The 26,206-nt window shown below is 59.8% G+C and carries 25 protein-coding genes; 8 read left to right on the top strand and 17 right to left on the bottom strand.

Translation table 11 applies throughout. The annotated features are described in order from the left end of the window. The first annotated feature begins 1 nt into the window (after nucleotide 1). The 3 genes from LC334_RS16080 to LC334_RS16090 all read left to right on the top strand — a co-directional run bounded on the left by LC334_RS16080 (nucleotide 2) and on the right by LC334_RS16090 (nucleotide 2,840). Nucleotides 2–760, top strand: a complete 759-nt coding sequence (locus tag LC334_RS16080; RefSeq protein ID WP_085801452.1) for a glycosyltransferase family 25 protein — start codon at nucleotides 2–4, stop codon at nucleotides 758–760. Then, nucleotides 753–1,610, top strand: coding sequence for an alpha-1,2-fucosyltransferase (locus LC334_RS16085; RefSeq protein WP_085801453.1), 858 nt, complete (start codon nucleotides 753–755; stop codon nucleotides 1,608–1,610). The genes LC334_RS16080 and LC334_RS16085 overlap by 8 nt, the downstream gene beginning before the upstream one ends. A 183-nt stretch (nucleotides 1,611–1,793) precedes the next feature. Further along, on the top strand, nucleotides 1,794–2,840 hold the full coding sequence (locus LC334_RS16090; protein ID WP_085801454.1) for a serine/threonine protein kinase: 1,047 nt from the start codon (nucleotides 1,794–1,796) through the stop codon (nucleotides 2,838–2,840). A 51-nt stretch (nucleotides 2,841–2,891) separates the two neighbouring features. Here the strand turns inward: LC334_RS16090 and LC334_RS16095 are convergent, their stop codons facing one another. From LC334_RS16095 to LC334_RS16150, 12 genes are all read right to left on the bottom strand, one after another. Then, nucleotides 2,892–3,536 (bottom strand): RluA family pseudouridine synthase, encoded by a 645-nt coding sequence (locus LC334_RS16095; protein WP_085801500.1) that lies wholly within the window; start codon nucleotides 3,534–3,536, stop codon nucleotides 2,892–2,894. A 112-nt stretch (nucleotides 3,537–3,648) separates the two neighbouring features. Next, nucleotides 3,649–6,096, bottom strand: a complete 2,448-nt coding sequence (locus LC334_RS16100) for a GcvT family protein (RefSeq protein WP_085801455.1) — start codon at nucleotides 6,094–6,096, stop codon at nucleotides 3,649–3,651. Nucleotides 6,097–6,232: 136 nt separating this feature from the next. Next, nucleotides 6,233–7,198, bottom strand: coding sequence for a GlxA family transcriptional regulator (locus tag LC334_RS16105; protein WP_085801456.1), 966 nt, complete (start codon nucleotides 7,196–7,198; stop codon nucleotides 6,233–6,235). Nucleotides 7,199–7,207: 9 nt separating this feature from the next. After that, a complete protein-coding gene (locus tag LC334_RS16110; protein ID WP_085801457.1) occupies nucleotides 7,208–8,104 on the bottom strand; it encodes a homocysteine S-methyltransferase family protein in 897 nt (298 codons plus the stop codon). 83 nt (nucleotides 8,105–8,187) lie between these two features. Continuing rightward, entirely contained in the window at nucleotides 8,188–8,814 is a 627-nt protein-coding gene (locus LC334_RS16115; RefSeq protein ID WP_085801458.1) for a LysE family translocator, read from the bottom strand. Continuing rightward, nucleotides 8,811–11,258, bottom strand: a complete 2,448-nt coding sequence (locus tag LC334_RS16120) for a GcvT family protein (RefSeq protein WP_085801459.1) — start codon at nucleotides 11,256–11,258, stop codon at nucleotides 8,811–8,813. The genes LC334_RS16115 and LC334_RS16120 overlap by 4 nt, the downstream gene beginning before the upstream one ends. A 70-nt stretch (nucleotides 11,259–11,328) precedes the next feature. Then, nucleotides 11,329–11,706, bottom strand: coding sequence for a GFA family protein (locus LC334_RS16125; RefSeq protein ID WP_085801460.1), 378 nt, complete (start codon nucleotides 11,704–11,706; stop codon nucleotides 11,329–11,331). Beyond that, nucleotides 11,703–12,092: a GFA family protein gene (locus LC334_RS16130; protein WP_085801461.1), complete on the bottom strand. Its 390-nt coding sequence runs from the start codon at nucleotides 12,090–12,092 to the stop codon at nucleotides 11,703–11,705. The genes LC334_RS16125 and LC334_RS16130 overlap by 4 nt, the downstream gene beginning before the upstream one ends. 2 nt (nucleotides 12,093–12,094) lie before the next feature. Further along, entirely contained in the window at nucleotides 12,095–12,712 is a 618-nt protein-coding gene (locus LC334_RS16135) for a LysE family translocator (protein ID WP_085801462.1), read from the bottom strand. 4 nt (nucleotides 12,713–12,716) lie between these two features. After that, on the bottom strand, nucleotides 12,717–13,289 hold the full coding sequence (locus LC334_RS16140; protein WP_085801463.1) for a helix-turn-helix domain-containing protein: 573 nt from the start codon (nucleotides 13,287–13,289) through the stop codon (nucleotides 12,717–12,719). A 331-nt stretch (nucleotides 13,290–13,620) separates the two neighbouring features. Beyond that, a complete protein-coding gene (locus LC334_RS16145; protein WP_085801464.1) occupies nucleotides 13,621–14,073 on the bottom strand; it encodes a GAF domain-containing protein in 453 nt (150 codons plus the stop codon). 60 nt (nucleotides 14,074–14,133) lie between these two features. Further along, nucleotides 14,134–15,306 carry an acetyl-CoA C-acyltransferase gene (locus LC334_RS16150; RefSeq protein ID WP_085801465.1) on the bottom strand — a complete coding sequence of 391 codons (1,173 nt, stop codon included), beginning with the start codon at nucleotides 15,304–15,306 and terminating at the stop codon, nucleotides 14,134–14,136. Between the two features lie 95 nt (nucleotides 15,307–15,401). Here LC334_RS16150 and LC334_RS16155 point away from each other — a divergent pair, with 95 nt between their 5' ends. The 4 genes from LC334_RS16155 (at nucleotide 15,402) to LC334_RS16170 (ending at nucleotide 18,450) form a co-directional block, all read left to right on the top strand. Next, nucleotides 15,402–15,740, top strand: a complete 339-nt coding sequence (locus LC334_RS16155; protein ID WP_085801466.1) for an STAS domain-containing protein — start codon at nucleotides 15,402–15,404, stop codon at nucleotides 15,738–15,740. Between the two features lie 41 nt (nucleotides 15,741–15,781). Continuing rightward, the gene (locus LC334_RS16160; protein WP_139836458.1) at nucleotides 15,782–16,240 is read left to right on the top strand and encodes an ATP-binding protein; all 459 of its coding nucleotides are present in this window, start codon (nucleotides 15,782–15,784) and stop codon (nucleotides 16,238–16,240) included. Between the two features lie 220 nt (nucleotides 16,241–16,460). Next, on the top strand, nucleotides 16,461–18,038 hold the full coding sequence (locus LC334_RS16165; protein WP_085801468.1) for a gamma-glutamyltransferase family protein: 1,578 nt from the start codon (nucleotides 16,461–16,463) through the stop codon (nucleotides 18,036–18,038). Between the two features lie 22 nt (nucleotides 18,039–18,060). After that, nucleotides 18,061–18,450, top strand: a complete 390-nt coding sequence (locus tag LC334_RS16170) for a rhodanese-like domain-containing protein (protein ID WP_085801501.1) — start codon at nucleotides 18,061–18,063, stop codon at nucleotides 18,448–18,450. A 78-nt stretch (nucleotides 18,451–18,528) separates the two neighbouring features. Here LC334_RS16170 and hspQ read toward each other — a convergent pair whose 3' ends face one another. Next, on the bottom strand, nucleotides 18,529–18,855 hold the full coding sequence (hspQ, locus tag LC334_RS16175) for a heat shock protein HspQ (protein WP_085801469.1): 327 nt from the start codon (nucleotides 18,853–18,855) through the stop codon (nucleotides 18,529–18,531). Nucleotides 18,856–19,111: 256 nt separating this feature from the next. Here hspQ and LC334_RS16180 point away from each other — a divergent pair, with 256 nt between their 5' ends. Then, a complete protein-coding gene (locus LC334_RS16180) occupies nucleotides 19,112–19,723 on the top strand; it encodes a transglycosylase SLT domain-containing protein (RefSeq protein ID WP_085801470.1) in 612 nt (203 codons plus the stop codon). A gap of 94 nt (nucleotides 19,724–19,817) precedes the next feature. Here LC334_RS16180 and LC334_RS16185 read toward each other — a convergent pair whose 3' ends face one another. The 4 genes from LC334_RS16185 to LC334_RS16200 all read right to left on the bottom strand — a co-directional run bounded on the left by LC334_RS16185 (nucleotide 19,818) and on the right by LC334_RS16200 (nucleotide 26,193). Then, complete coding sequence (locus tag LC334_RS16185) at nucleotides 19,818–20,423, bottom strand: LolA family protein (RefSeq protein ID WP_085801471.1); 606 nt, start codon at nucleotides 20,421–20,423, stop codon at nucleotides 19,818–19,820. 173 nt (nucleotides 20,424–20,596) lie between these two features. Next, the gene (locus LC334_RS16190) at nucleotides 20,597–23,449 is read right to left on the bottom strand and encodes a DNA translocase FtsK (protein WP_085801472.1); all 2,853 of its coding nucleotides are present in this window, start codon (nucleotides 23,447–23,449) and stop codon (nucleotides 20,597–20,599) included. A gap of 18 nt (nucleotides 23,450–23,467) precedes the next feature. After that, entirely contained in the window at nucleotides 23,468–24,646 is a 1,179-nt protein-coding gene (locus tag LC334_RS16195) for an aminotransferase class I/II-fold pyridoxal phosphate-dependent enzyme (RefSeq protein ID WP_085801473.1), read from the bottom strand. A 218-nt stretch (nucleotides 24,647–24,864) separates the two neighbouring features. Continuing rightward, nucleotides 24,865–26,193 (bottom strand): amidase, encoded by a 1,329-nt coding sequence (locus LC334_RS16200; RefSeq protein ID WP_085801503.1) that lies wholly within the window; start codon nucleotides 26,191–26,193, stop codon nucleotides 24,865–24,867. Nucleotides 26,194–26,206: the final 13 nt, after the last annotated feature.

Here is a 26,206-nt window from a genome sequence, read left to right on the forward strand (position 1 = left end):
CATGCAGATCGGCGCTTTTGTCCTGCACCTGACCCGCGCAGAAAAGCGCCGGGCAAACGCGCACAAACTCAAAAATACAAGCGGGCTGGATGCGGAAATCTGGCCCGCGGTTGACGGGCGCGCGCTGCCCTCGTCTGACATTGCTGAAATTTTGCGCGAACAGATCTTTGAACCGCGCTACCCGTTCCCGCTCAAGACCGGCGAGATCGGCTGCTTCCTCAGCCACCGCCAGATCTGGGCCGAGATCGTCCGGCGCGGCATCCCTGCCGGTTTCATCATCGAAGACGATGCGGGCCTTGAGCCGGGCAGGTTCAAAAACGCCCTTACCCTGGCGATCGATAACATCGCGCGGCTGGGTTATATCCAATTCCAGACCCGCGCCCCGAAAGAGCCCAGGTTCCTGGTCGATAGCGCCGGAGGTTGCGCCCTGACCGTGCCGCAGCAGGGCGGATTGCGCACCACGGCGCAGATGGTCAGCCTTGAGGCGGCCGAGCACCTTCTGGATCTGTCACGAAGCATCGACCGGCCCGTTGACACCTTTGTGCAAAGCCACTGGTTCACCGGGTTGCGCCCGGCGGTGGTCTATCCTTCAGGGGTGCTGGAAATCGGGGACACGCTGGATGGGTCAACCATTCAGGGCGGTCGGAAACCCCTGCTTGAGAAATTGCGGCGCGAGCTGTCACGTGGGAAATACCGCAACGCGGTGACCCGGCTGTCGCGCCATTCCGAGGCTCCCTGCAGGGGCGGTTTGCATGGCTGACCGCATCATCTCGCGACTCTTTGGCGGGGCAGGCAACCAGCTTTTTCAATATGCTGCCGGGCGGGCGCTGGCAGATCATCTGGGCTGTGATCTGGTGTTGGACACGCGCTATGTCGCGGATAGCGCCGACCGGGGTGATTGCTTTGGTCATTTCCGGAATGCGCGCTTCAGCCGCGATGAAAACCTGCCCCCGTCAAAATCAGACGGCGCCCTGCGCTACGGCCTCTGGCGCAAGTTCGGCCGCGATCCGAAATTCCACCGCGAACGGGAGCTGGGCTTCGACCCGGGTTTCTTCGATTTACCGGCAAACTCCTACCTGCATGGGTATTGGCAATCCCAGAAGTATTTCAAACCGATCATCGACCAACTGCGCGCGGATCTGACCTTCACGACCGAACTGAACCCCGCCAATGCCGAGATGGCCGCACAAATTGCCACGGCCCCCACCCCCGTCGCGCTGCATGTCAGGCGTGGCGATTACATCGCCTCGGGCAGCTACGCTGCCTGTTCGCCCGACTATTACCGCGCCGCAGCGGACCTGTTGGCAAAAAAACTCGGCACGTCGCTCACCTGCTTTGTCATCTCCAACGATCCCGCTTGGGCCCGCGAGAATCTCGACCTCGGGCAGGAGAGCGTGTTCGTCGACCTCAACGATGAGAAAACCGGCCATTTCGACCTACGCCTGATATCACTCTGCGCCCATAACGTGATCGCCAATTCCACCTTCTCGTGGTGGGGCGCCTGGCTGAACAGCCATCCAGGTAAGCTGGTCGTGGCCCCAAAAGACTGGTTCGCCAAGGATAAGCTCTCGAACCCCGACATTTGCCCAGAAGACTGGCTGCGGCTGTGACGCCGTGTGGCGTTATTTATCATGCTATGGCGCAGTTTCTGGCGCTCACGCGGTATGTTGGGAACGAAACAACTAACGGCAAAACGGGTATTGCCCGACAAATGATTGCATGAACCTTACAATCCCCGGCTACACCCAGCTCACATCTGGCGCCCTCCGGCCAATCGCTCTAAGACAGCCCTCATGACACACGACACAGATATCGCAAAAGCCCGCTTCGTGCCCGGCACCGTGCACAAGCGCGATATCTTTTCCGAAACCATTTCGGGCACGCTGGAAGGCATGCCCGACTTCCCCGTGGTGCTGCGCAAGCTTGACGGTGTACCCTTCTACGCCCGTCCCATCGCATGGTTCCTCGCCCGCAAGGAAATCAAGGGGCTGCGCGCCGTTCAGGGGATCGAAGGCACGCCGGTTCTGGTTCGTATCGACAAGACCGGCCTTCTGCGCAGTTGGACGCAGGGCACGCCGCTGCAACTTGCAAAACCAACCAATGCCGGCTGGTACAAAGACGCGAAACGCCTGCTGCGTCAGATGCGCCGCGCGGGTGTCACTCATAACGACATCGCAAAGCCGCAGAACTGGCTGATGACACCCGATGGCCGCGCCGCCGTGATCGACTTTCAACTGGCATCGGTTCATCGCCGCCAAGGCACGCTCTTTCGCACCATGGCCCGCGAAGATCTGCGCCACCTGCTGAAGCAGAAACGCGCCTATGCGCCGGATCTTCTTACGCCATCTGAACACAGGATGCTTGCCACCAAGGCGCTGCCCTCACGCATCTGGATGGCCACCGGCAAACGGCTCTATAATTTCATCACCCGGCGGCTGATGAACTGGTCGGATGGCGAAGGCACCGAGGACCGGATCTCGCGCGACGGCCCCACCCTGATCGCGGCGCTTTCGGCGCATCCCAAGGTCAGCGATGTGGCATTGCACACCTACGCACTCCCGGCGAAGGGTGTGGGCCTCTATGCCTTCGTCGAGACCGACCTGACCACGACGGAGCTTCGCGGCCTCGCACCCGAACCTCTGCCGGAGCTGATCCAGCCCGTCGCCGCCCTGCCGCGCTCCGAGGATGGCACGTTGCGCGACGACGCGCTCAATCTCATTGCCACCAACCGGCTCGATGAACTAGAGCTGCTACAGGCCGATGACCCGGCGCTCTCCGCCGCCCTGAAACCGGTCATCGCCGGACGTCTCAATCTCACCGACCGGGTGCTGCGCCGCTAAGGCAAAACGTACATAACATGTGTACATCCCGTACACCCAGTACGTTTCAGATCAGAACGGCACCGCTGCGCGAAACTTCATGCCCACGCCGCCATCAGGATGCCGCAACCGCAGTTCTTCCGAGTGCAGCATCATCCGCGGAAAGGCCGCCGCAGCGCCACTTGCATAAAGTGGATCGCCCAGAATCGGATGCCCCAGGGCCAGCATGTGAACCCGCAACTGGTGGCTTCGCCCGGTTTTCGGCATCAACTTCACCCGGCTCTCTTGTGCCGAAGCCTTCATCACCCGCCAGTCGGTCACCGCTTGCCGGCCCGTCTCGGAACAAACCTTCTGCAAAGGCCGGTTCGGCCAGTCCACGATCAGCGGCAGATCAACGGTGCCGAGTTTCGGTTCAAGTCTCCCTGAAACCCTTGCGATATATGTCTTTTTCGTCGTGCGCTTCTCAAACTGCAGCCCCAGATGTCGTTGCGCATGGGGCGTCAGCCCAAAGACCATCACCCCGGAAGTATCCCGGTCCAATCGATGCACCAGTAGCGCCGTCGGGAAAGCCACCTGCACCCGTGCAAGCAAACAATCCGCCAGATGGGCACCCTTTCCGGGCACCGACAAAAGCCCCGCCGGCTTGTCCACCACGACAATCTCGTGATCTTCGTGCAAAACCTCTAGCGGTGTATCCGGGGGAACATATTCAGACATGGCCGCCGCATACACCAACGCCAAGGCAGCCACCAGTCCCGAGGAGAAGGCCGGAGGCCGCCGACGAGATATAGAGCGCAGGCCAGCGGCCCGCACATTTTAACAACGATTTCTAAGCCTTGGCCCGTTCACCTTTGGGATCATACATCGGCCGCAACGATGCTTCCGCCTTGACCCGCGTGCCCGCCACGTCGATCTCGTAACTTGAGGCCAGCACCTGCTCGGCACTCTCGCCCTTGCATTGCACATAGCCCATCCCCATGGCGCCACCCAGATGGTGGCCGTAATTGCCCGAGCTGAGGTAGCCAACGATCTCACCATCACGCAGAAGCGGCTCATTGTGATAAAGGAGCGGTTCTGGATCGCTCAGTTTGAACTGCACCATTCGCGCAGACAGTCCCTCGTCCTTCTTTCGCAGCACCGCATCGCGACCAAGGAAATCAGGCTTGGCGGTTTTCACAGCGAAGCCCAACCCCGCCTCCAATACGTGATCCTCGCAGGTGATGTCATGACCGAAGTGGCGGAAGCCCTTTTCGATCCGGCAACTGTCCATCATGTGCATGCCGCAAAGCTTCATACCATGCGCCTGTCCGGCCTCGTGCAGCACTTCGAAGGCGTGGCCCGCCATGTCAGCACTCACATAGATCTCCCAGCCCAACTCGCCCACATAGGTCACTCGGTGGACGCGAGCCATGCCAAAGCCCAGCTCGATCTCCTGCGCGGTGCCGAAAGGATTGACGTCATTGGAGAAATCATTGGGCGACACCGCCTGCAGCACCTCGCGCGCCTTCGGCCCCATGACAGCCAGAACACCCTCGCCCGCCGTCACATCGGTGATCACCACATTGAACTCGCCCTTGTGGCGCATCATCCAGGTCTGATCGGCCAGTCGCGTGGCGGCAGGTGTCACGACCAGATAAGCGGTTTCGCTCATGCGTGTCACGGTCACATCCGCCTCGATTCCACCGCGATTATTCAGAAACTGCGTATAGACGATCTTACCCTCGGGCACCGAATAGTCGCCGCCGCCCACATAGTTCAGAAATGCTTCCGCATCCGGCCCCTCGACCCGTATCTTGCCAAACGACGACATGTCATACATGCCCACGTCGGTGCGGACCGCCTGATGCTCAGCCGCTGAATTATCGAACCAATTCTGCCGTTTCCAGCTATAACGATATTCGCGCTCCTGACCCTCATTCGCGAACCAATTGGCGCGTTCCCATCCGGCGATTTCACCCATCACCGCGCCTTGTTCCAGCAGGTGGTGATGGAACGGCGTGCGACGGACACCGCGAGCGGTGCGCTTTTGCAGGTAAGGGAAATGGTCGGCATAAAGCAGACCCAACGTTTCCTTGGACCGCTCAAAGAGATAGTGTTTGTTGCCCTGGAACGGCTGCATGCGGGAAATGTCCACATCGCCCAGATCAAACGGTTTCTCGCCGCTATCCATCCATTGGCTCAACGCATGACCGGCGCCGCCCGCCGACTGGATACCGATCGAGTTGAAGCCGCATGCGACCCAGACATTGTCCATCTCGGGCGCAAGACCCAGATGATAGGCGTCATCCGGCGTGAAGCTCTCCGGCCCGTTGAAGAAGGTGTGAATCCCCGCCTCCGCCAACAGCGGCATCCGGTTACAAGCCGCTTCGAGGATGGGTTCGAAGTGATCGAAATCTTCGGGCAGTTGGTCGAATTCGAAACTCTCAGGAATGCCATCCATACCCCAGGGTTTCGAGTTTGGCTCAAACGCGCCCAACAGAATCTTGCCCGCATCTTCTTTGTAATAAGCACATTCATCCGGCACTCGCAGCACCGGCAATTGCCCCAGACCGCTGATGCCTTCGGTCACGATGTAGAAATGCTCACAGGCATGCAGTGGCACATTCGTGCCTGCCATCCGGCCCACTTCGTGGCCCCACATGCCCGCGCAATTTACGATCATCTCGCAGGCGATATGGCCCTGCGCCTGCCCGTTATCGCTGGCCCAGTCAACACCGGTCACCCGGCGGCCTTCGCGTGCGATACCGCAGACTTTTACGCGTTCCTTGACCAACGCGCCGTTCTGACGGGCGCCTTTTGCCAATGCGAGCGCGATATTGGCCGGATCGGCTTGCCCATCCGTGGGCAGCCAGACGCCGCCGGTCACGCCCTCAAGATTGATATGTTCGTAGCGTTCCTTGACCTCTTTGGGCGACAACTCCTCGACCGGGACACCAAAGGCCCGCGCCATCGCCGCCTGACGGAACAGCTCTTCGCGGCGCTCGTCGGTCAGCGCGACCGAGACAGACCCGCCCTGACGCAGCCCGGTGGCCACGCCGGTCTCTTCCTCAAGTCCAAGGTATAGCTCGGCAGAATAGCGTGCCAGCTTGGTCATGTTCGACGTGGCCCGCAGCTGCCCGATCAGGCCCGCGGCATGCCAGGTGGTGCCGCAGGTCAGTTGCTTGCGTTCCAGCAACACGACATCCTTCCAGCCCATCTTGGCCAGGTGATACGCCACAGAGCAGCCAACAACACCGCCGCCGATAATGACCACACGCGCCTGTGAAGGAAGTTCCATGTCTCAATCTCCTACTTAATGTCAGCAAAGTCGCGCAACACGACAGCCACGGCCACAATTCGTCTCAGCTACCCTAGCAAGGCCCTACACAAACATCCCACCGCGAAACGTCAGGTAAGGCGGAGTTTTCAGCAGATCAGCCGACGTTAGCGCCACCACGCCGACGTGCCTTGCGCGCCGCCTGTGGGGTCAATCCGAATAGCGCACGGTAATGCGGTGTGAACCCGCTTGGGAAGCCACAGGCCAGTGCAATCTCGTTGATCGCCATCGATGTATTCAGAAGCAGGTTGTTGGCCTTGTTCAATCTGAGCGCACGGTAATATTCCGCCGGGCGGCTTGCCAGCTTGTCGCGGAAACGCCGTTCGAGCGAGCGTGACGAAACGCCCACCAGCCGCACAAGTTCCGAGATCGGCAAGGGTTCCTCGATATTGGCCTGCATAAGCGCGATGCATTCATCCAGCTCTTTGTCACCGGTAAGCGCCACGCTGCTGCCGCCAAAGGGTTGCAGGGTGCCCAGATCGCGAATGCGGTCATGCAGAAGCACATTCGCCACCGCCGTGACCGTGGCTGCCGGAATGTGCCGCGACATGATGTTCAAAACCACATCCACCGTTGACCCCATACCCGCACTGGTGATGATCTGGCCCTGTTCGGTGGCCAGAACCTGCGTCGTCTCTTCCAGTCCGATCTTTTCCTGCAGGACGGCGCGGTTTTCCCAATGGGTGGTCAAATTCTGATCACCGCGTTCACCGATATAGCGGCTGGCGGCCTCGGCCAGGAGGATCACCTTGATACCACGGCTGACATAGCTGTCGATAAGCCGGCCCAGTGACAGGTCGGGATGTGATGGATCCGAATTGCCAATGGCAAAGACATAATCCGCCTCGGGGTAGCTTTCGAATGGGGCAGTTTCCACGTAAGCGTCTGATGAACAGGCGATCGCCCCCCCCGTTGCCGACAGGCTGCGCCAGGAAAAGAACGGCTTTAACGCAATCCGGTTTGCGAGACGCAGCTGATCCACGACGGCCGCAAATTCGGTCAGCACAAAGCCCTCGGTCAGCAACAGATCGACATGAACCGTTGTGATTTCAGGGTCTGTCATTGCGGTCCCCTAGACGATCTGATGCCCGGCGGCATTCAGTTGCCGCGCCAGTTCCCGGATGTGATCGGGGCCGATCTCACAGCATCCGCCCACGATAGTCGCACCCTGTGCAATCCAGCCCATGACGAATCCGGCATAGGCTGCTGGGTCAAGATCAGCGCGCTGCTCGAGGGCATCAACCGTCGGCAAATCCGTCAAAAAACCGTCGCTGATGCGCGTGAACCCATTTGCATAGGCCCCAAAAGGCACGCCAAACTCCGCGATGGCGGTCAGCGCTGCGGCAACGGCTTCGGGCCGCGAGCAATTGATCAAAACCGCCTCGGGCTGATACCCCGCAACCACCCCCGCCAGATCCGACACCAACTCGCCCGAACGCAGCCGGGTGCCGTCATCATCCTGCACCGTGACTGCCAGCCAAACCGGTTTGCCCTGCCCTGTCGCCGCCCGCAGCGCGCCCTCGGCCTGATCGACCGAGGACATGGTTTCGATCAGCAGGATATCAACCCGGTCTCGCATCAGGCGCACCGGTTCTCCGTACATGATTGCGGCTTTGTCGGCTGGCGGGCAGATGTCAGGCCGGTACGACGCAATCAGCGGCCCAAGTGCACCCGCGACGCGGCCGGCGCCCCGCGCATCCCGCGCCGTCACGGCCGCGGTTACAGCCGCCTCTGTCAGCGCCTCAGTCTTATCTTCAAGCGACGCCGATGCCAGCCGGTCGCGCAACGTTGCGTAGGTATTGGTGGTGGCAATCGTGGCCCCGGCGGCAAAGTAGGCGTCATGCACATCGCGCACCAGATCGGGGTGATCCATCATCACCCTTGTGGACCACAAAGGCGTGGCACGGTCCCCGGACCGTTTGACCAGTTCCTGTCCTATTGAACCATCCAGCAAGGTAATCTGCGTCATGGATACATCCCTTGAAATTCGCGCCGCAAAGCGCGATCACCTCTTTCTTGCGCAAGCCGTTGTCAGCCCCTCGGGGCATGACTTCACTGCGCCTGCCCGCGCCCGATATCCTTTATGCCCAGCAACACTGCCGCACCGATCATCAGCGCGCCGGAGATCCGGTTGATCCAAACGCCTGTCAGCGCTTTCACACGACCCAGCGATCTGACGGCGGCCCAGCCCCAAAGCACCAGAATGATCCCGTCCACCACCAGATAGGTGACACCAAGCACCAGAAGCTGTGGCAATATTGGCGCGGTGGGGTCCAGGAATTGCGGGAAAAGCGCGCCAAAGAACACAACCGCGTACGGGTTGGCAGACGAGGTCACGAAGCCTTGCCGAAAGAGCTTACTACCACTCGTCGCCGCTTGCTCTACCGCGCTTGGGCGCGACAGCATCAACCGCAGCCCGATCCAGACCAGATAAGCCACACCCAGCCATTTCACGACCCAGAGCGCATCGGCATTGGCGGCAACCACTGCCGTCAAACCAAAAGCCGCCAGTGTCATCTGTAGGGCATTGGCTGAAAGATCCCCCGCTACTGTGGCCATGGATCGCCGCATCCCGTGACGCAGGCTGTTCGAAATGATCAGCAACTGGCTGGTATCCGGCGGCGTTGCAAAGAACGCCGCCAGTACGCCAAGGTAGATCAGGTAGGTCTCTGACGTCACGCGCGCAGCCTATCGTTCTGCGGATCCCAAAGCGGCTGATCCGGTTGAACCACAGCTTTACACCGTTGCCCGTAGATTTCCACCTCCAGCTCGGTTCCCGGTTCGACCAGTTCCGGACGTATCATCGCCAGTGCAACGGACGCATTCACCCTGTAGCCCCAGGCGCCGCTGGTGGTCTCACCAACAATTTGTCCGTCATGCCAAACCGTCGACATGTAAGGCGCATCCGCATCACCGGCTTCGATCACCAGCGTACAAAACGCCTTTTTGCGGCCTTGCTGCTTTTCGGCCAGCAACGCTGCCTTGCCGGTGAAGTCTTGTGGTTTGTCGAATTTCACAAACCGCTCCAAACCGCCTTCAAGCATCGAGTAATCCGTACTCAGATCACCTTTCCAGGCACGATAGCCTTTCTCAAGCCGCAGGGAATTCAGCGCATACATACCAAACGGCTTCGCCCCTGCCTCAAGGATCGCCTCGTATATCGCCGGCATATCCTCGTTCGCGGCATGCACTTCCCAGCCCAGTTCACCAGTAAAGCTCACCCGGATCAGGAACGCTTTTTTGCCTGCAACGGTACAATGCTGATGCGTCAGCCAACCCTGCGTCAGGTCTGCGTCGGTCAATCCGCTAAGCACATCGCGCGATGTTGGACCTGCAACCAGCAGTGCATCTCGCTCTGTCGTGGTCTCGGTTACGGTTACGCCGTCGGGCACCGAATTGCGCACCAGATCGCCATCATGCCATTGCGCCGTTGCAGCGGTGATCAGCACAAAGCTGTTTTCATCCAGACGGATGCAGGAAAACTCGGTCACAATCCGACCGCGTTTGTCGGCTACATAAACCAGATTGATCCGTCCGATCTTGGGCAAGCCGCCAGTAACAAACCCGCGCAACCACTCATCCGCGCCTTCGCCCTGCACCCAAAGCCGGGTAAAGCCCGGCAGGTCCAACACGCCGCAAGCATCGCGCACCGCTTCGCATTCTTCCCTGATGCGCGGCTCCCATGGGCCGGAACGGCCCCAGGTATGGGTGGCCTCAAGCGAGGTGTCATCCCCGGGCTTGGCAAACCAGTTGGCACGCTCCCAACCGTTATAAGCTCCCATCACGCCACCCAGTTCCTTGATCTTGGCGTGGTTGGGGCTGAGCTTGCGGTCGCGTGCGGCGGGCCATTCGTGATACGGGAAATGCATGGCATATTCGTTGCCATAAACCTCCATGCCCTTGTCCACGCAATATTGGTGATCGGTGAAGTCGGTATAACGGCGCGGATCGACCGCCCACATATCCCATTCTGTCGCCCCATCGACGATCCACTCCGCCAGCACCTTGCCGGCGCCACCACCCTGCGCGATCCCGAAGGTGAATACACACGCCTCAAACGCATTTTTCACGCCCGGCATCGGCCCGACCAGAGGCAGTCCATCGGGCGCATATGGGATGGGACCATTGATGACGCTGCTCACGCCCGAGGTCTGCATCAGCGGCACCCGCTCCATCGCGTCGGTCACGATATCCTCGATCCGGTCCAGATCATCCTGCCAAAGCTGGAAACTGAAATCCTCGGGGATCGCGTCACCGGACTCGGTCCATTCGCCCTTGCAGTTAGGCTCGTAGGGACCAAGGTTGTAGCCGTTCTTTTCCTGCCGCAGGTAATAGGAGATATCTACGTCGCGAATGAGCGGCAGCTTGCCGCCATGTTCCTTGCTCCACGCCTCGACCTCGGGGATCTGTTCGGTCAAAAGGTATTGGTGGCTCATCACCATCATCGGTACGGTGCGTCCGCCATAGGGTTTGAACCATTCACCAACCCGCTGTGCATAATACCCGGCAGCGTTGACCACATTGTCACAGTCGATATCGCCCTTGTCGGTATGCACTGTCCAACTGCCGTCGTCGTGCTGAGTCACGCCGGTTGCCGGGCAAAAACGGATGATCTTTTGCCCCATGTCGCGCGCACCCTTGGCCAGTGCCTGCGTCACCTGCGCCGGGTCGATATCACCATCGGACGGATCCCAGAGCACACCTGCGAGATCGTGTGTCTCAAGGAAGGGATAGCGTTCCTTCGCCTGTTCCGGCGTCCACATCTCCATCTCGATGCCCTGATAGCGGCCCATCGAGCAGGCGCGCTCGAATTCCTGTATCCGTTCCTTGCTATGCGCCAGCCGGATCGAGCCGGTCTGGTGATAGTTCATCGGATAATCGACCTCTTCCGCCAGGCCGCTATAAAGCTCGGTCGAATAGCGCTGCATATTCATGATCGCCCAGCTGGTCGAGAAGGTGGGCACATTGCCCGCCGCATGCCAGGTCGACCCAGCAGTCAATTCGTTCTTTTCCAGCAGAACGCAGTCGGTCCAGCCCTTCTTGGCCAGATGGTAGAGTGAGGAACAGCCGACAACGCCGCCCCCGATGATGACAACCCGTGCTTTGCTTGGCAGATCAGCCATTTTGCAGTCTCCGTAGTTTCTAGTGTTCGTTGTTTCAGTTATTGTTCAAAGGGTCTAAGCCATTGTCCTGTCAGGACATCTCCGACTGTGGCAGGTCGTCGTCGATGACATAGTAGTCACCCTTGTCCGCCACGAAGATATGACATTCGAGTTTGACCCCCGTGGGTTCGTCGAGTGCGCCGAGTGAAAAGCTGACCGCGTCCTCGTCATGGGCTTTCCAGAACAGGAAGGATCCGCAATTCGGGCAGAACCCTCGCTTCGCGTCAGCGCTGGCCTCGTACCATTTCACCTGTCCGGTGATCGCGATGTCGCTCTCTTCCGCACTGCTTGAGGCCCAGTAATGCCCCGATTGTTTGCGGCACTGGCTGCAATGGCAGGCAGCGGATCGTCCCAAAGGGCCGTCCACAGAGAAACTTACTTCGCCGCACAGGCATCTGCCTTTTATCATTCCCCAAACCCCTCGTGTTGCGGCAATCCATCGGCAATGTCGTAGTAATCGCCCTTGCCATTCACCCAGACATGGCGGCCCAGAGACACGCCCGTAGGACGATCCAGCGACGCCAGGGCCACCGCAATTCCATCGCCGTCGTCCGCCCGCCAGAACAGGGTCGAGCCGCATTCCCGGCAAAATCCGCGCGCAGCAAGATCGCTGGCCCGATACCATGTCAGCCCGTCCTGACATGCAAATGTCACTGCGTCTTTGGGGGCATGAATCGCGGCGAAAAAATGCCCCGATTGCTGACGGCACTGTTTGCAATGACACGCCAGCGGATCGGTCAGCTCAGCCTCGATCGAAAAGGTCACTGCCCCACAAAGACAAGATCCCCGGTGCATATTCACGCCCTCCCCGGTGTGGCAGCACTGCCCAGAAGCACGCCGTAGACGATGAAACACAACGCCAGTACCCGGCGCAGCCAGACATTGAACACCGCGCCCAGGGCCGCGCGCCCCAGTCCGGCCCCGAGCGCCGTGTAGGTCATATAGCTTAACGCGGTCAGGGTCAGCGCGGTCGGAAAGATCACCCACATTTGCTGACCGATCGGCACATCGGGCTGCACGAACTGGCTGAACGCCGCCAGGTAACCTGCAACAGATTTCGGATTGATCGTCGCGATCACGAAGGCGCGCCAATAGACCGACCCCTGCGGCGCATCCACGCTTACCATTCGCCGCGCCGTGATCCAGCCGCGTACGCCCATATAGATCAGGAAAGCCGCCCCCAGCAATTTCACCGCCTGAAACGCCACTGGCGAAGCGACAATCAACGCGGTGATGCCCAGCGCCGAGAGCGTCAGGAAAAGGCTCGCCTGTGTCAGGATCGCCAGCACGGCAATCAATCCGCGGCGAAACCCGATGGTCATGCCGTTGGTGATGCAATTGACGGCATTTGGCCCCGGCGTGGTGACAAAGACCGCCCAGAACACCGCGAATATGGTCCAGCCCTCCCAGCTCATGGCGCTAATAGACCGGCGGGGCGATCACCCAGATCGCAACGGCCGGTTCGTCGTAAGGATTGATCCATTCATGCACCTCGCCCCGGATACGGAAACTGTCGCCGGGGTAAATGGTATGGGTGGTGCCGTCGATCATCAGGTCCAGCCTGCCCGAGATCAGGAACCCCACTTCCTGCGTCGGGCGCTGGATGATCTCACCCGCGCGGCTATGTGGCGCGAAGGTGGAGTGCACCATTTCAAAGTCATCGGTCAGGTCGGGAGAGAGCAGTTCTTCGACCAACCCGCCCTCACCGGTGCCGATCTGGCGGCGCGCGCCTTTGCGCACCACAAAACCAGCCTCGTCCGCCGGGCTGGCGGCATGGCCGAACAGCATTGAAATCGGCACGTCGAGCGCTGCCGCTATGGCGCGCAGATCGCCGATGGACGGTTCTGACTTGTCGCGCTCGACCTGGCTCAGCCAGCCGACCGAGCGGCCCAGCCGCTCGGACAGATCGCTCAATGTCACACCGCGCGCCTTGCGCAACGCGCGCAAATCGGCCCCCAAGCTGCGGGAAGAGGCGATTTCAGACTGGTGCATTGGCGCGCTCTCGACAAATAGGTAGCGATTCGGGGTGTGGTGAAATTTTTTGCCACTTTTTCACGATGCCTCGAAACAATGAAAATTCAAAGCGTTTTTTCATGTGCGGTCCGATATCTGACTGTCTTTTGCCTCACCAATCTGGTGATGCAGGACGCCGAGATCCGGTTTTGACGCCGCGTCACTCCGCCTGAAACTGCAGAAAGTAAGGTTTTCCTTACTGTGCAAACCCGCAGAAATCACCGAACGAGCGCGAAATACCACTCACGGACGTTGCCCTGTCGGGACGTCGCCCATCGCCCCGGGGCCTGCCTCGGGGCGAAAACACTTCCTATATGCGAAAGACCTGATCGAGAATGTCGCGCAGGCCCACCGCGTCTTCACTGGAGAAGGCCGCAGGCTGATCGCTGTCGATATCAAGCACAGCCAGCAAACTGCGAGTGCGATCCCAAACCGGCAGAACAATCTCGGACCGGGTGGAACTGGCGCAGGCGATATGGCTGGGGAAAGCGTCTACATCGTCGATCAACTGGGTTTCGCCGGTTCTAGCCGCTGCGCCACAAACCCCGCGTGAAAACGGGATCACGAGGCAGCCATGCCCGCCCTGATACGGCCCGATCTTAAGCATTTCCGGCGCCACCACGCGATAAAAACCTGTCCAGTCAAACCGGTCATCTGCGTGGTGCAGTTCGCACACCACTGTGGCCATCAGCGCAACCAGATCGTCTTCACCTTCGGTCAGAGCAGCGATGGATTTGCTGAGGGCGCCATAGTCAGCGTGCATCCTGTGACTCCTATAGTTGGGCGCTTAGAAAGACCGTTTTGCGCGAATTGCCCGTCTGGTTCAGGCACGCTCGATCGCAATCGCCGTGCCTTCACCGCCGCCGATACAGATCGCCGCAACGCCCCGTTTCAGCCCGCGCTTTTCCAACGCGTTGAGCAGAGTGACCATGATTCTTGCACCCGACGCCCCGATGGGGTGACCCAATGCACAGGCCCCGCCATTGACGTTCACCTTGTCGCGCGAGAGACCCATTTCATGCATGAAGGCCATCGGCACCACCGCGAAGGCCTCATTCACTTCCCACAGATCCACGTCTTCCTTGGACCAGCCAATTGATTTAATAAGCTTTTGTGCCGCTGGCACCGGCGCCGTCGTGAACCAGCCCGGCGCTTGGGCGTGACTTGCATGACCCATGATCCGCGCGCGGATATTCAGGCCCTGCGCCTTGGCAGCCTCGGTAGAGGCCAGCACCAGCGCTGCCGCCCCATCCGAGATCGAGCTGGCATTGGCCGCCGTTACCGTGCCGTCCTTGCGAAAGGCAGGTTTCAGCGTGGGGATCTTCTCGGGCCGGGCCTTGCCAGGCTGTTCATCCTCGGAAATCACCAAATCGCCCTTGCGAGTGGCGATGGTCACCGGCGCGATCTCACCGTCAAATGCGCCGGATTTCTGCGCTGCAAGCGCCCCTTCAAGCGAGCCAATAGCATACTCATCCTGCGCCTCGCGGGTGAACTGGTATTTCTCGGCGCAATCCTCGGCAAAGGTGCCCATCAAGCGGCCCTTGTCATAGGCATCCTCCAGCCCGTCCAGGAACATGTGGTCCTTAACCTCGGCATGCCCGATTCGTGCGCCACTGCGCATCTTGGGCAGCATGTAAGGCGCGTTCGACATGCTCTCCATCCCGCCCGCGATCATCGTGTCGGCATGGCCCAGCGCGATCTGATCAAACCCCATCATCGCGGCTTTCATGCCCGATCCGCACATCTTGTTAAGCGTCGTAGCGGGCACATCCTCGCCCAATCCACCGGCAAAACCGGCCTGCCGCGCGGGCGCCTGGCCTTGCCCCGCAGGCAAAACGCAGCCCATCAGCAGCTCTTCGACGGTTTCGGCCCGTGCTTCGTCCAGCGCCGCCCGGATGGCAGCGCCGCCCAGAACAGCCGCATCAACACCATCGAAATCCCCCTGAAATCCACCCATCGGTGTGCGGGCGGCTCCTGCAATGACGACTTCCTTCATGGCTTATCCTCCTGAATTCTTTGCTCGTGCATACCGAATGGTAACGAATGCGGTCTAGTTTTTGATGTTATTACTACTTACCGTGCGAGGGCACCATGGATCTGGAAGTTACTACAAACGAAACCTTCGATATCGTCACCGTCAATGCCGGACGCATTGATGCCTCGGTTGCGATCCAGTTCAAGGATGCAATGCGGGCGGCGACAGAAAATGGATCGTGCCATATCATATTGGATCTCGGGCAAGTCAATTTTGTCGATTCCAGCGGCCTGGGTGCCATTGTTGCCGCGATGAAGCAATTAGGCTCCGATCGCAAGCTCGATCTGGCGGCGCTGAGACCCGATGTAGCTAAAGTATTTCACCTGACACGCATGGATACGGTATTCGACATTCATCCGGAAATCCCGCGGACAGACACACGCTCTGCAGGCTGATCAGGCAACGTTCTCACACTGACAATACTGGAGACGTGCAGATGAACGACACCACGCACACTCGGTTTCAACAACGATTCACGATGTCGGCCCTGGCCTGCAGCCGTGAGGTCCGCGTACTGTTACAGCGCATGCGCAAACGATTGGCCGAACTTGGCGTGTCTGACGCGGTCTGCGCCTCGGTCGAACTTGTGCTAGCCGAAGCACTGAACAATATCACCGAGCATGCTTATGCAGGTGAAGCGGGCGGCTCCCTGAATATCTGCGCCGAGATCAGCCCCGTCGCGCTCCGCTTCACGCTCACGGATCGCGGACAGATATTGCCTGGAATCCGTTTGCCGAGCGGCAATCTGCCGAGCTGTGACGTACCGCTTCTTGATCTGCCCGAAGGCGGCTTCGGCTGGTTCCTGATTCGAGGTATGACAACATCGGTCACCTACGAACGCGAAGACGGTGAAAATCGACTTGTTCTGACGCTTCCCAACGCTCTGGGCATCTGAAATCGGCGGGCGCCAAAGCCTTAACATTGCCCTAATCTGCGCAAATTGCGGCCCAAATACCTCTGCATAAATGTATCTGTAGCTGCATATGGCTTCCCTCGGCGACCCGCGTTTACAGCCCCCACCCAGTGCGTGTCGCCGAGGACTCTTCCTTCCCGACAATTGGCAATCCCGAAAGACAGCCCTAGTGTCCTTGATGACACCAATCAAAGGGCCAGTTATGCGCGATTTTCACCTGCCCGGCCGCTCGCCGGTTCTAGCCACTAATGGCATGTGCGCCACCTCACACCCCCTGGCGGCTCGTACTGCGGTTGATATTCTGGCGCGCGGTGGCAACGCGATGGATGCCGCAATCGCCGGGGCCGTTCTGCTCGGCATTTGCGAGCCGCACATGACCGGCATCGGTGGCGATTGCTTCGCGTTGTTCAACACCGCTGGCAGCAATGACATCCTCGCATATAACGGTTCTGGCGCAGCACCCGCAGCCGCGTCCGCCGATGTCCTGCGCGCTGACGGCCATGACACCATCCCCGAGACAAGCGCCCACGCGATCACCCTGCCTGGCGCCATCGACGCTTTCTGCCGGCTCAGCGACCGCTACGGCAAGCTTGGTCTGGCCGATCTTCTCGCCCCGACAATTCACTACGCAGATCACGGCGTGCCCGTCGCGGCCCGCGTCGCCGATGACTGGCCCATCGCCAGCGAAAAGCTTCAGGGACATGGGCTTGCTCATTTCATGCCCAGAGGCAACCCGCCAAAAACCGGACAGATTTTCCGGGCGCCCGGTCAGGCCGAAATCCTGCGGCGCGTCGCCAAAACCGGGCGCGACGCATTTTACACCGGCGAGGTGGCCGCGGATATGCTGGCCGCGCTCACCGCAGCGGGCGGCACTCACACGGCCGAGGATCTTGCCAGTGTCGCGGTCACCCAGACCACCCCGATCAGCGGCAGCTATAAAGGCACGGAACTTGTCGAACATCCGCCCAACACCCAGGGGGCTACCGCCATTCTTCTGCTCAATATCCTTGATCACTTCGATATCGCGTCGATGGACCCGCTGAGCAGTACCCGCGCACATATCGAGGCCGAGGCCAGCAAGCTTGCCTATGACGCCAGAAACCGCATCATCGCCGACGCGGATCATACCACCGCGCTGGAACACATGCTCTCACACGACACTGCGGCGCAACTGGCAGCTCTGATCAACCCGAAGGTCGCCATGCACGAGGCACATGCCGTCGCCGAGGCTGTGCATCGCGACACGGTCTACATCACCGTAGTGGATCGCGATCGCATGGCGGTGTCGCTGATTTATTCGATCTTCCACGGCTTCGGCTCTGGCATCGCATCCGAGAAATTCGGTGTACTTTTTCACAACCGCGGCGCGGGCTTCAACCTGACACCAGGCCACCCGAACGAACTGGCCGGGGGCAAGCGCCCGATGCATACGATCATCCCGGCAATGCTGCGCGAGAACGGACGCGTCACCATGCCCTTTGGCGTGATGGGCGGGCAGTATCAGTCCTGTGGCCATGCGCGATTTGTCAGCAACCTGAAAGATTTCGGGATGGATCCGCAAACCGCCATAGACGCACCACGCTGCTTTGCCGAGGCAGGCCAGCTAAAACTCGAGCGCGGTTATTCCGAGAAAACCCGCAGCGAATTGGCCAATCTCGGCCATCAGGTTGTGGTTCCAGACACTCCGATCGGCGGCGCGCAGGCGATCCTTCTGCACGACAGCGGTGTGCTTGAAGGGGCCAGTGATGCCCGCAAGGACGGCTGCGCGCTTGGTTACTAACCCAACAATCGGAATAATGAACATGCCCATACGCCCCGTAAAAGAACTGGTCGCCGAGGCCAAATCACAAATCACCACCCTTTCGGTGGCAGAAGCACAGGCACGCCAGGTATCCGGCGAGGCCCTGCTGGTCGACATTCGCGACCCGCGCGAGTTGACGCGCGAAGGCCGTATACCCGGCGCGTTTCACGCCCCGCGCGGCATGCTGGAATTCTGGATCGATCCGGCCAGCCCGTATCACAAGACACAACTAGCAACGGACAAGACCGTGATCCTGTTCTGCGCCAGTTCCTGGCGCTCAGCGCTTTCAGCGCAAACCCTGCAGGACATGGGCGTTGACAATATCGCAGAAATTGACGGCGGGTTCAGCGCCTGGCGAGAGGCGGGCGCGCCCATAGAAACTGAAGAATAAACCCATATTTCCAGCTATTTTCAGAGAAATCACCGTTTCATGGCGCCGCGGAAAGCCCCAACATGGCGTCAGACCCCGTCAGTTCAATTGAAAATGCAGCGGGTACTGACCATCTTCAAATGGCCCGAACATATCCGGAATATCCGGATGCTCTACCGGCTCGCCCGAATAATCCGCGATCAGGTTCTGTTCGCTGACATACGCCACGTAATAGCTCTGATCGTTCTCGGCTAGAAGGTGATAGAAGGGCTGATCCTTAATCGGGCGACTTTCCTCGGGAATCGACGAATACCACTCCTCAGTATTCGAAAATTCGGGATCGACATCGAAAACGACACCGCGAAACGGGTGTTTCCGGTGACGGACAACCTGTCCGAGATGATATTTTGCACGCGTTTTTAACATTACATCACAGCCCTTAACTAAGACCTTAAAGGTTACAAGGCTCGTTTGTCCAATGATAGCTGTTATTTACAGTGGAAACAGTCTGTGAACCAAGCCTTGACAGTGCGTTCTGACCGTTAACTTCCCGTTGCCGAAACACCCCAAAAACCACCACCACAGATTGTATATCGATGTTTCCGCCTATGTTGAATTCCTGATTCCCACAAGGCGAATATTCGGTTAGACTGCAAGAAAAAACAAATATAGCGAGAGGCAGATGAGCAGAACTCTTCGCGCATTAATGGCGGTTGTGCTGTTGGCATCCTGTGGCAGCAGCGGTGGGGATCGGGGTCCGGCGCCCCGCAACCTCGACAACGCCTGCGCAATTCTCAATGACCGGCCGGAATTCAGGCGGGCCTTCAGCGCCGCCGAACGCCGCTGGGGCGTGCCCGTCCCCGTGCAGATGGCGACGATCTATCAGGAAAGCAAATTCAAGGCCGACGCCCGCACCCCGACACGCTGGACACTTGGTGTGATCCCGATGGGGCGCCAAAGTTCGGCCTTTGGCTATTCACAGGCGCTTGACGGCACCTGGGACGAATACCGCAATGAGACCAGCCGACGCCGCGCACGGCGCGACAATATCCACGATGCAGCTGATTTCATGGGCTGGTACATGTCCAAATCACGGGAGCGTCTGGGGATTTCGTTGCATGACACCCGCAGCCAGTACCTGGCCTATCACGAGGGTCGCACCGGATTTTCCCGTGGCAGCTACAACCAGAAACCCTGGTTGCTGCGGGTCGCAAGCGAGGTCGAAACACGCTCGCATGTCTACAGCGCGCAGCTATCGCAATGCAACGGACAGCGTTCAGCATCACTGTTCTGAGAATAGGGGCCTTCCCGAGGAGGCCCCTTTGATCCATATCTACGTGCCAGCGTGACATTCTAAGGAAAATCGTGCCGGTTTTTACGCGGTCGCTCTACTTATCCTGCCGGATAAACGCGCCTTCAGGCAGGGTGAAGATTTCATCTTTCAAACGTCCGCCCTTGGTCAATTCGCCCAGTACCACCGTCGTACGCGAACCGGCATTGTCGTTGATCACCCACTGACGCAACTCTACGGGACTGCCGGTAAATACCAGCTCGATATTGCCATATTCCGGGTGATCCGGATCCTGCGCGACGACGGTCGTAGTTTTGTCATCACTGGTGTGACCCACCACCATCCGCGCACGGCTCAGATCTACATTGCGCGCCAGAATGATGCTCAGCGGGGTCCGGCGCAGCGGGTAGGCCTCGGCCCGCTGGTTGGATTTGGCATCTGCTATGCCCACATGCGCCCCGTCCGACACCACCAGCGTTCGATCCGGTGGATTATACTCGAACCGCACCCGCCCCGGGCGTTTGATAAAGATCTGCCCGGTACTGATCGTGCCGTCATCGTTAATTTGGGTGAATTCACCCGTGGCCGTCTGCATCCCGTTCAGATACTGCGAAATCGCGCGCAATGAGAGCTTTTCGGCCGCAACGGGCAACGTGGTCATCATCACGATCAGCCCGGCCGTCAAGGTACGAGAGATTTTCATCGGAAACCAACTCCATTCAGTCTTGATACATTTGACGATGTAGGTATCGCGGCCATGTTATACGATATCAGCCGGATTTTCCGGGGTATCTAGACTGAAAGGCTTAGGATCAAGTGGTATTGCCCCTCAAGGGCTGTGACCGGCGTCAGAACGCCGCCGGTCTGTGGATTCAATCACATCACGTCAGCCTGTTCCGGCACCAGAATCTCTCGTTTGCCGACATGATTGGCCGCGCTCACGATGCCCTCATCCTCCATCTGCTCGACCAGACGGGCGGCCTTGTTATACCCGATCGCCAGTTTGCGCTGGATATAAGAGGTGCTGCACTTGCGGTCCTTGATGGCAATCGCAACCGCCTGATCGTAAAGCGCGTCCTCACCATCCGTATTGCCACCTGTATTCAGCCCCAGCACCGCATCGATACTATCGGCCTTTTCCTCACTGGGGCCGCTCAGCACGCTGTTGACATATTCCGGCGGACCATAGGCTTTGAGGTTGTTGACCACCTCTTCGACCTCTTCATCGCTGACAAACGGCCCGTGGCAGCGGGTAATCTTGCCACCGCCCGCCATGTAAAGCATGTCACCCATACCCAAGAGCTGCTCGGCGCCCATCTCACCCAGAATCGTCCGGCTGTCGATTTTCGACGTCACCTGGAAGGAAATCCGCGTCGGGAAGTTTGCCTTGATCGTGCCAGTGATCACATCGACCGACGGGCGCTGCGTTGCCATGATGAGGTGAATGCCGCTGGCCCGTGCCATCTGCGCCAGCCGTTGGATACAGGCCTCAATCTCCTTACCCGCGACCATCATCAGATCGGCCATCTCATCGACGATCACGACGATATAGGGCATCTTTTCGGGCGCGAATTCCTCAGTCTCGAAGACCGGTTCGCCGGTCTCGTCGTCAAAACCGGTCTGCACCGTGCGGCTGAACATCTCGTTCTTCGACAACGCTTCATGCACACGGCCATTATAGCCGTCGATGTTGCGCACGCCCATTTTCGACATCTTGCGATAGCGGTCTTCCATCTCCGCCACGACCCATTTCAGCGCCACTACCGCCTTTTTCGGATCGGTCACGACCGGGCTCAACAGATGCGGAATGCCGTCATAGACGCTCAGTTCCAGCATCTTCGGGTCGATCATGATCATCCGGCATTCATCCGGCGTCAGCTTGTAAAGCAGGCTCAGGATCATGGTGTTGATCGCCACGGATTTACCCGAACCGGTTGTCCCCGCGATCAGCAGGTGGGGCATCTTGGCGAGGTTCGCGACAATCGGATCGCCACCAATGTCCTTGCCCAAAGCTAAGGGGAGTTTCTGGTTGCCATCGCCATAATCCCGGCTCGACAGGATTTCGCGGAAACCCACCATCTCGCGGTTTTCATTAGGCAGTTCGATGCCGATCACGCTACGCCCAGGCACGGTCGAGACCCGCGCCGACAGAGCGGACATCGAGCGCGCGATATCATCCGCCAGACCGATTACCCGGCTGGCCTTGAGCCCCGGTGCGGGCTCCAGCTCGTACATGGTGACCACAGGGCCGGGGCGGACGCTGACGATCTCACCTTTGACGCCATAGTCATCCAGCACCACCTCAAGCATCCGGGCGTTTTCTTCCAGAGCCTCATCGCTCAGATGATGACGTTTAATGTTGACCGGATTCGACAACAGGCTCAGTGGCGGTAATTCATACTGCACCCGCTGCTTTTCTTCGAATTGCAGCGCCGGTTGCGCTTCGGCGATGGCCCGCGTCGAGGGTTGAACCGCCTTGCGTGGCGGATGCTGCACCACCTTGCGCGGCTCAGCGACTGGAATGCGCGGGGCCTGTTCTTCCATCTCGGGCTGGATCATTTCCTCTGCGGGTGCCTCGGGTAGCGTCAGCCGGGGATCCGCCGACTGACCAGCTGTCAGGGGCGGCTCGCTCCGCACGCCAGGCTGTTGCGGGTTCAGGATCAGCGGATCCGGTCCGCGACCCCGTCCCTTGGTCAGCGGCGCGACCGCCGCCACCTGAACATCAGGGCTTTGCCGCACGCGTGCACGGATCACATCCGCAATCTTGGCGCTGATACGCTCGTCACCGGGGGTGTCCGCATCGCCCTCATAGGCTGCGGCCTCCACCAGTTCCGGCTCGGGCATCTTTTCGGGGCGGCGGATCAGCGACGGCATACGTGCCAGCAACCCACCAGGTTTTTCAATGGGCTCTACCACATCGTCTTCATCGATCACGGGCGCTGTGCGCATCACCATCGGCTCTTGCGCACGACGTGCGTGACCCAATACCTCAGTCTCAGCCGCAGCGCTGGCACGGCGTTCGCGGCGATCAGCCAGCCGTTCCTGCATCACCCGCACAGTTGTAACTGCGCCGGTCGCACCCCGACCTAGCAACATCATGATGCTGGCATAAGTCATGATGATCCCGAAAAGCAGGAAGCGGCCAATACGCAGGGTTTCGGCGTGGGTGAATCCGAGCACGAACCCGCCCAGCACAAGCATTCCCACACCCAGCGCAACCGACATCAGCTTCAGAGACAGGCTGGCGCTGAACGGCAGGATACCCAAGGCAGCCCCCAGCACCGTATCGCCAAAAAGCCCGCCCAGCCCGAAATTATGCGTCGCTTCCCATTCCGGCCCCGGCATCAGGGACGACGCGTAAAGCGCCAGCACTGCGACCCAGATCGGTGCAAAGATCAACCGCCCGATGGCACGTTCCTGCCCCAGATGCAGCGTGAACCGCAGACCCCAGGCGCCCAGCACGATGGCCAGCCCCCAGGCACCCCAGCCCACGATCATGAAAAGCGGCGCCGCTATCGTCGCCCCGATCGGCCCCAGCCAGTTTTCAATCGGCGCATCCGTGGCCGACATCCAGCTTGGATCATCCGGGCTGTAGGATACGATCAAGGCCGCCGCCATCGCGCTCAGGCACAAAAGCGCCAGTCCCAGCAATTCCTTGCCGCGTTTCTCAATTGCCTCGGCCATGTTGCTGTCGAACAGCGGATCACGTCCCCGTGCCTGATATGCCATGTCTTCCCTCTTTCGCACTCAACTATAAAGACAGTCGCGAAGCCTAATGAGCCCCTGCGCCATCTCTTCTATTGGGGCCACCATCGCAGCCCGGATATATCCCTTGCCGGGGTTTATCCCCCCGACCTCGCGGCTCAGATAGGCGCCGGGCAAGACCCGCACACCGGTTTCCAGCCACAGCTTCATCGTCGCCTTTTCGCCATCTTCCACCGGCAGCCACAGGAAAAAACCCGCCTCGGGGCTGATATACCCCGGCACGCCCCCCATGATGTCATCGGCCCTGATGTATTTTTCGGCGTAAAGCGCTCGGTTCTCGATCACATGCTCTTCATCGTCCCAAACCTTCTCCGCCGCATGCTGCAACGGCATCGGCAGGGGGCTGCCCGCATAGTTGCGCAATTGGCGCACGTGCTTGATGCTTTCCGGCCCGCCCGCGATGAACCCGCTTCGAAGCCCCGGGAGGTTCGACCGCTTGGATAGCGAATGAAATACCACCACCCGCTCCGGATCAGCACCCAGATCGCGGGCCACTTCCAGCGCCCCTACGGGCGGTTCATGCCGGTAGATCTCGGAATAGCATTCATCCGCGAAAACCTTGAAATCATACTGCTCGGCGAGCCTGATCAACGCCTCCCAATAGGCGCGGCTTGCCACCGCGCCCTGCGGATTGCTGGGTGAGCACAGATAGGCCACTGTCACCTGGTTCAGAACATCCGGCGACAGTGCCTCGAACTCCGGCAGATAACCGGTCTCACGCGTGGCGGGCAGAAAAACCGGCTCGGCCCCGACGCTCAGCGCCGCCACCATGTAGACCTGATAGAACGGGTTCGGCAGCAAAACCTTTGGCCGGGCACCGCCTTTGATTTCGGGGCACAGCGCCATCATCGCGTTGTACAGCCCCTCGCGCGTGCCGTTCAGCGCCATCAGATTCGCATCCGCATCAAGCGTCACGCCATAGCGTCGTGATACCCAGTCACAGATCGCCCGGCGCAGCCCCGGCGCCCCTTCATTGACCGGGTAGTTCCCAAAGCCATCCGCGTTTTGTGCAATGATATCAACAATCCAAGGCGGAAAATCATGCCCAGGCTCGCCGATGGTCATATGCATCACCTCGCCGCCGGGCGCGTGAGCGTCCAACAAGCTCCGCAAACGCGGAAACGCATAGGCCGGTAGGTTCGAAAACCGCTCGGGAAACATCACATACTGCCTCAAGGTTCGGGATCGTTATCGCCCCGTTTGACCTGAATCTACCTCATGCCCACCGCAGAGGTCCAGAAAAACCAAGGCCTTAAAGGTTAATTGTGGCATTTTTGGCAGCCCGCGCGCCGGCTCGACGCACACCCCTTGTTTTCAAGGCTGCGGGGCGCGTTCCCGGCTTCATCTTGCCCTAAATACTCTCGCCGGAAGCAACCGTTTCAGCGCAACGCCGCCTCTGTAGCGCTTGCCACCCGTAAAAGCCGCTCTTCCGCAAAAGGCTTGCCACACAGCATGAGGCCACAGCTTGGCTCACCCGTGGGCAGGCTAACCGCGCAAAGCCCCATCAGGTTGCCCACCCGTGTATTACGCAACGCAAGCAGGTTTTCGGTCAGGTAATAGGCTTCATCGGTCATCAGCCTTTCTACATTCGGAGGCAACGTTGGCGCGGTTGGCATGATCACCGCGTCATACCCCGCTACCCGGGCGTGCCAATCCCTCCGCAACACCTCAAGCCGTTGCCACGCAGCCACATAGTCCGCTGCTTCGAACTCCTGCCCCGAACGGAAACGCTCAAGGATCGGTGCAAACATCTTGCCGGGATCGGATTCAATCAGATCGCCCCATGTGCCATAGGCCTCGGCAGTGAATAAAAGCCCTGACAGCGGCATCGCCTCGGCCACTTCCGGCGAATCAAGCGGCTCCACGACCGCCCCTGCCGCCTGCAACCGCCCAACTGCATCGCGATAGCCCGCGAGTGGTGCCTCGCGCACATCTTCCATGACAACCGTCTGCAGCGCCGCCAAACGCACGCCCTTGAGCGAGGCGCCGCGCAAATCGGCGGCGGACCCGCCTTCCAGCGCCGCCAGCATCAGGGCGCAATCTTCGACGCTGCGCGAAAGCGGCCCAACCGTGTCGAACTTCGCGCAAAGCGGCACGACACCATCCAGTGACAATCGGTCCGAGGTCGTCTTCAGCCCCACCAGATCGTTCCATGCCGACGGAATGCGCACCGACCCGCCAGTGTCCGACCCGATCCCGCAGGCCGCAAGCCCGAACGCCACTGAAGACGCTGCTCCCGAGGAGGAACCACCCGGTACGGCGCCTGGGTCATTTACATTGGGCGGGGTCGCCGTCACCGGATTCAACCCCAGTCCGGAAAACGCAAACTCGCTCATATGGGTCTTGCCCAGACAGACAAGACCCGCCGCGCCCGCCGCCCGCAACACCCGCGCATCGCGCGCAGGCGTCCGGCCTGCCAGCAATGCCGTGCCCGAGCAGGTTTCGGTGCCCGCTGTGTCGAACAGGTCTTTCCAGCTGATCGGCACCCCATCAAGCAGCCCCAGCCGTTGGCCCACCTTCGCGCGCGCTGAAGCCGCCGCCGATTCGGCGCGGGCGCGTTCATGCGTCACCACCGAATAAATCTGGTCGCGCGCCTCATGTGCGTCAATCGCTTCCAGATAGGTTTCAGTCAGCGCGACCGGGTCGATCTCGCCTGCGCTGATACCCCGGCCCAGATCGCCCGCACTTTCCCAAAGCCAGTCCTGCATCGCCACCCCTCTG

This window comes from Roseovarius aestuarii (assembly GCF_019966515.1).
Lineage (GTDB): Bacteria > Pseudomonadota > Alphaproteobacteria > Rhodobacterales > Rhodobacteraceae > Roseovarius > Roseovarius aestuarii.

Excerpts from the sequence above, each read along its gene's own strand:
- LC334_RS16120 (WP_085801459.1), bottom strand. The coding sequence starts at position 11,258 with ATGGCTGATCTGCCAAGCAAAGCACGGGTTGTCATCATCGGGGGCGGC.
- LC334_RS16150 (WP_085801465.1), bottom strand. The coding sequence starts at position 15,306 with ATGAAGGAAGTCGTCATTGCAGGAGCCGCCCGCACACCGATGGGTGGA.
- LC334_RS16090 (WP_085801454.1), top strand. The coding sequence starts at position 1,794 with ATGACACACGACACAGATATCGCAAAAGCCCGCTTCGTGCCCGGCACC.
- LC334_RS16185 (WP_085801471.1), bottom strand. The coding sequence starts at position 20,423 with ATGAAAATCTCTCGTACCTTGACGGCCGGGCTGATCGTGATGATGACC.
- LC334_RS16170 (WP_085801501.1), top strand. The coding sequence starts at position 18,061 with ATGCCCATACGCCCCGTAAAAGAACTGGTCGCCGAGGCCAAATCACAA.
- LC334_RS16155 (WP_085801466.1), top strand. The coding sequence starts at position 15,402 with ATGGATCTGGAAGTTACTACAAACGAAACCTTCGATATCGTCACCGTC.
- LC334_RS16080 (WP_085801452.1), top strand. The coding sequence starts at position 2 with ATGCAGATCGGCGCTTTTGTCCTGCACCTGACCCGCGCAGAAAAGCGC.
- LC334_RS16125 (WP_085801460.1), bottom strand. The coding sequence starts at position 11,706 with ATGATAAAAGGCAGATGCCTGTGCGGCGAAGTAAGTTTCTCTGTGGAC.
- LC334_RS16160 (WP_139836458.1), top strand. The coding sequence starts at position 15,782 with ATGAACGACACCACGCACACTCGGTTTCAACAACGATTCACGATGTCG.
- LC334_RS16195 (WP_085801473.1), bottom strand. The coding sequence starts at position 24,646 with ATGTTTCCCGAGCGGTTTTCGAACCTACCGGCCTATGCGTTTCCGCGT.
- LC334_RS16190 (WP_085801472.1), bottom strand. The coding sequence starts at position 23,449 with ATGGCATATCAGGCACGGGGACGTGATCCGCTGTTCGACAGCAACATG.
- LC334_RS16145 (WP_085801464.1), bottom strand. The coding sequence starts at position 14,073 with ATGCACGCTGACTATGGCGCCCTCAGCAAATCCATCGCTGCTCTGACC.
- LC334_RS16180 (WP_085801470.1), top strand. The coding sequence starts at position 19,112 with ATGAGCAGAACTCTTCGCGCATTAATGGCGGTTGTGCTGTTGGCATCC.
- LC334_RS16110 (WP_085801457.1), bottom strand. The coding sequence starts at position 8,104 with ATGACGCAGATTACCTTGCTGGATGGTTCAATAGGACAGGAACTGGTC.
- LC334_RS16100 (WP_085801455.1), bottom strand. The coding sequence starts at position 6,096 with ATGGAACTTCCTTCACAGGCGCGTGTGGTCATTATCGGCGGCGGTGTT.
- LC334_RS16085 (WP_085801453.1), top strand. The coding sequence starts at position 753 with ATGGCTGACCGCATCATCTCGCGACTCTTTGGCGGGGCAGGCAACCAG.
- LC334_RS16105 (WP_085801456.1), bottom strand. The coding sequence starts at position 7,198 with ATGACAGACCCTGAAATCACAACGGTTCATGTCGATCTGTTGCTGACC.
- LC334_RS16165 (WP_085801468.1), top strand. The coding sequence starts at position 16,461 with ATGCGCGATTTTCACCTGCCCGGCCGCTCGCCGGTTCTAGCCACTAAT.
- LC334_RS16140 (WP_085801463.1), bottom strand. The coding sequence starts at position 13,289 with ATGCACCAGTCTGAAATCGCCTCTTCCCGCAGCTTGGGGGCCGATTTG.
- LC334_RS16095 (WP_085801500.1), bottom strand. The coding sequence starts at position 3,536 with ATGTCTGAATATGTTCCCCCGGATACACCGCTAGAGGTTTTGCACGAA.
- hspQ (WP_085801469.1), bottom strand. The coding sequence starts at position 18,855 with ATGTTAAAAACGCGTGCAAAATATCATCTCGGACAGGTTGTCCGTCAC.
- LC334_RS16130 (WP_085801461.1), bottom strand. The coding sequence starts at position 12,092 with ATGCACCGGGGATCTTGTCTTTGTGGGGCAGTGACCTTTTCGATCGAG.
- LC334_RS16200 (WP_085801503.1), bottom strand. The coding sequence starts at position 26,193 with ATGCAGGACTGGCTTTGGGAAAGTGCGGGCGATCTGGGCCGGGGTATC.
- LC334_RS16135 (WP_085801462.1), bottom strand. The coding sequence starts at position 12,712 with ATGAGCTGGGAGGGCTGGACCATATTCGCGGTGTTCTGGGCGGTCTTT.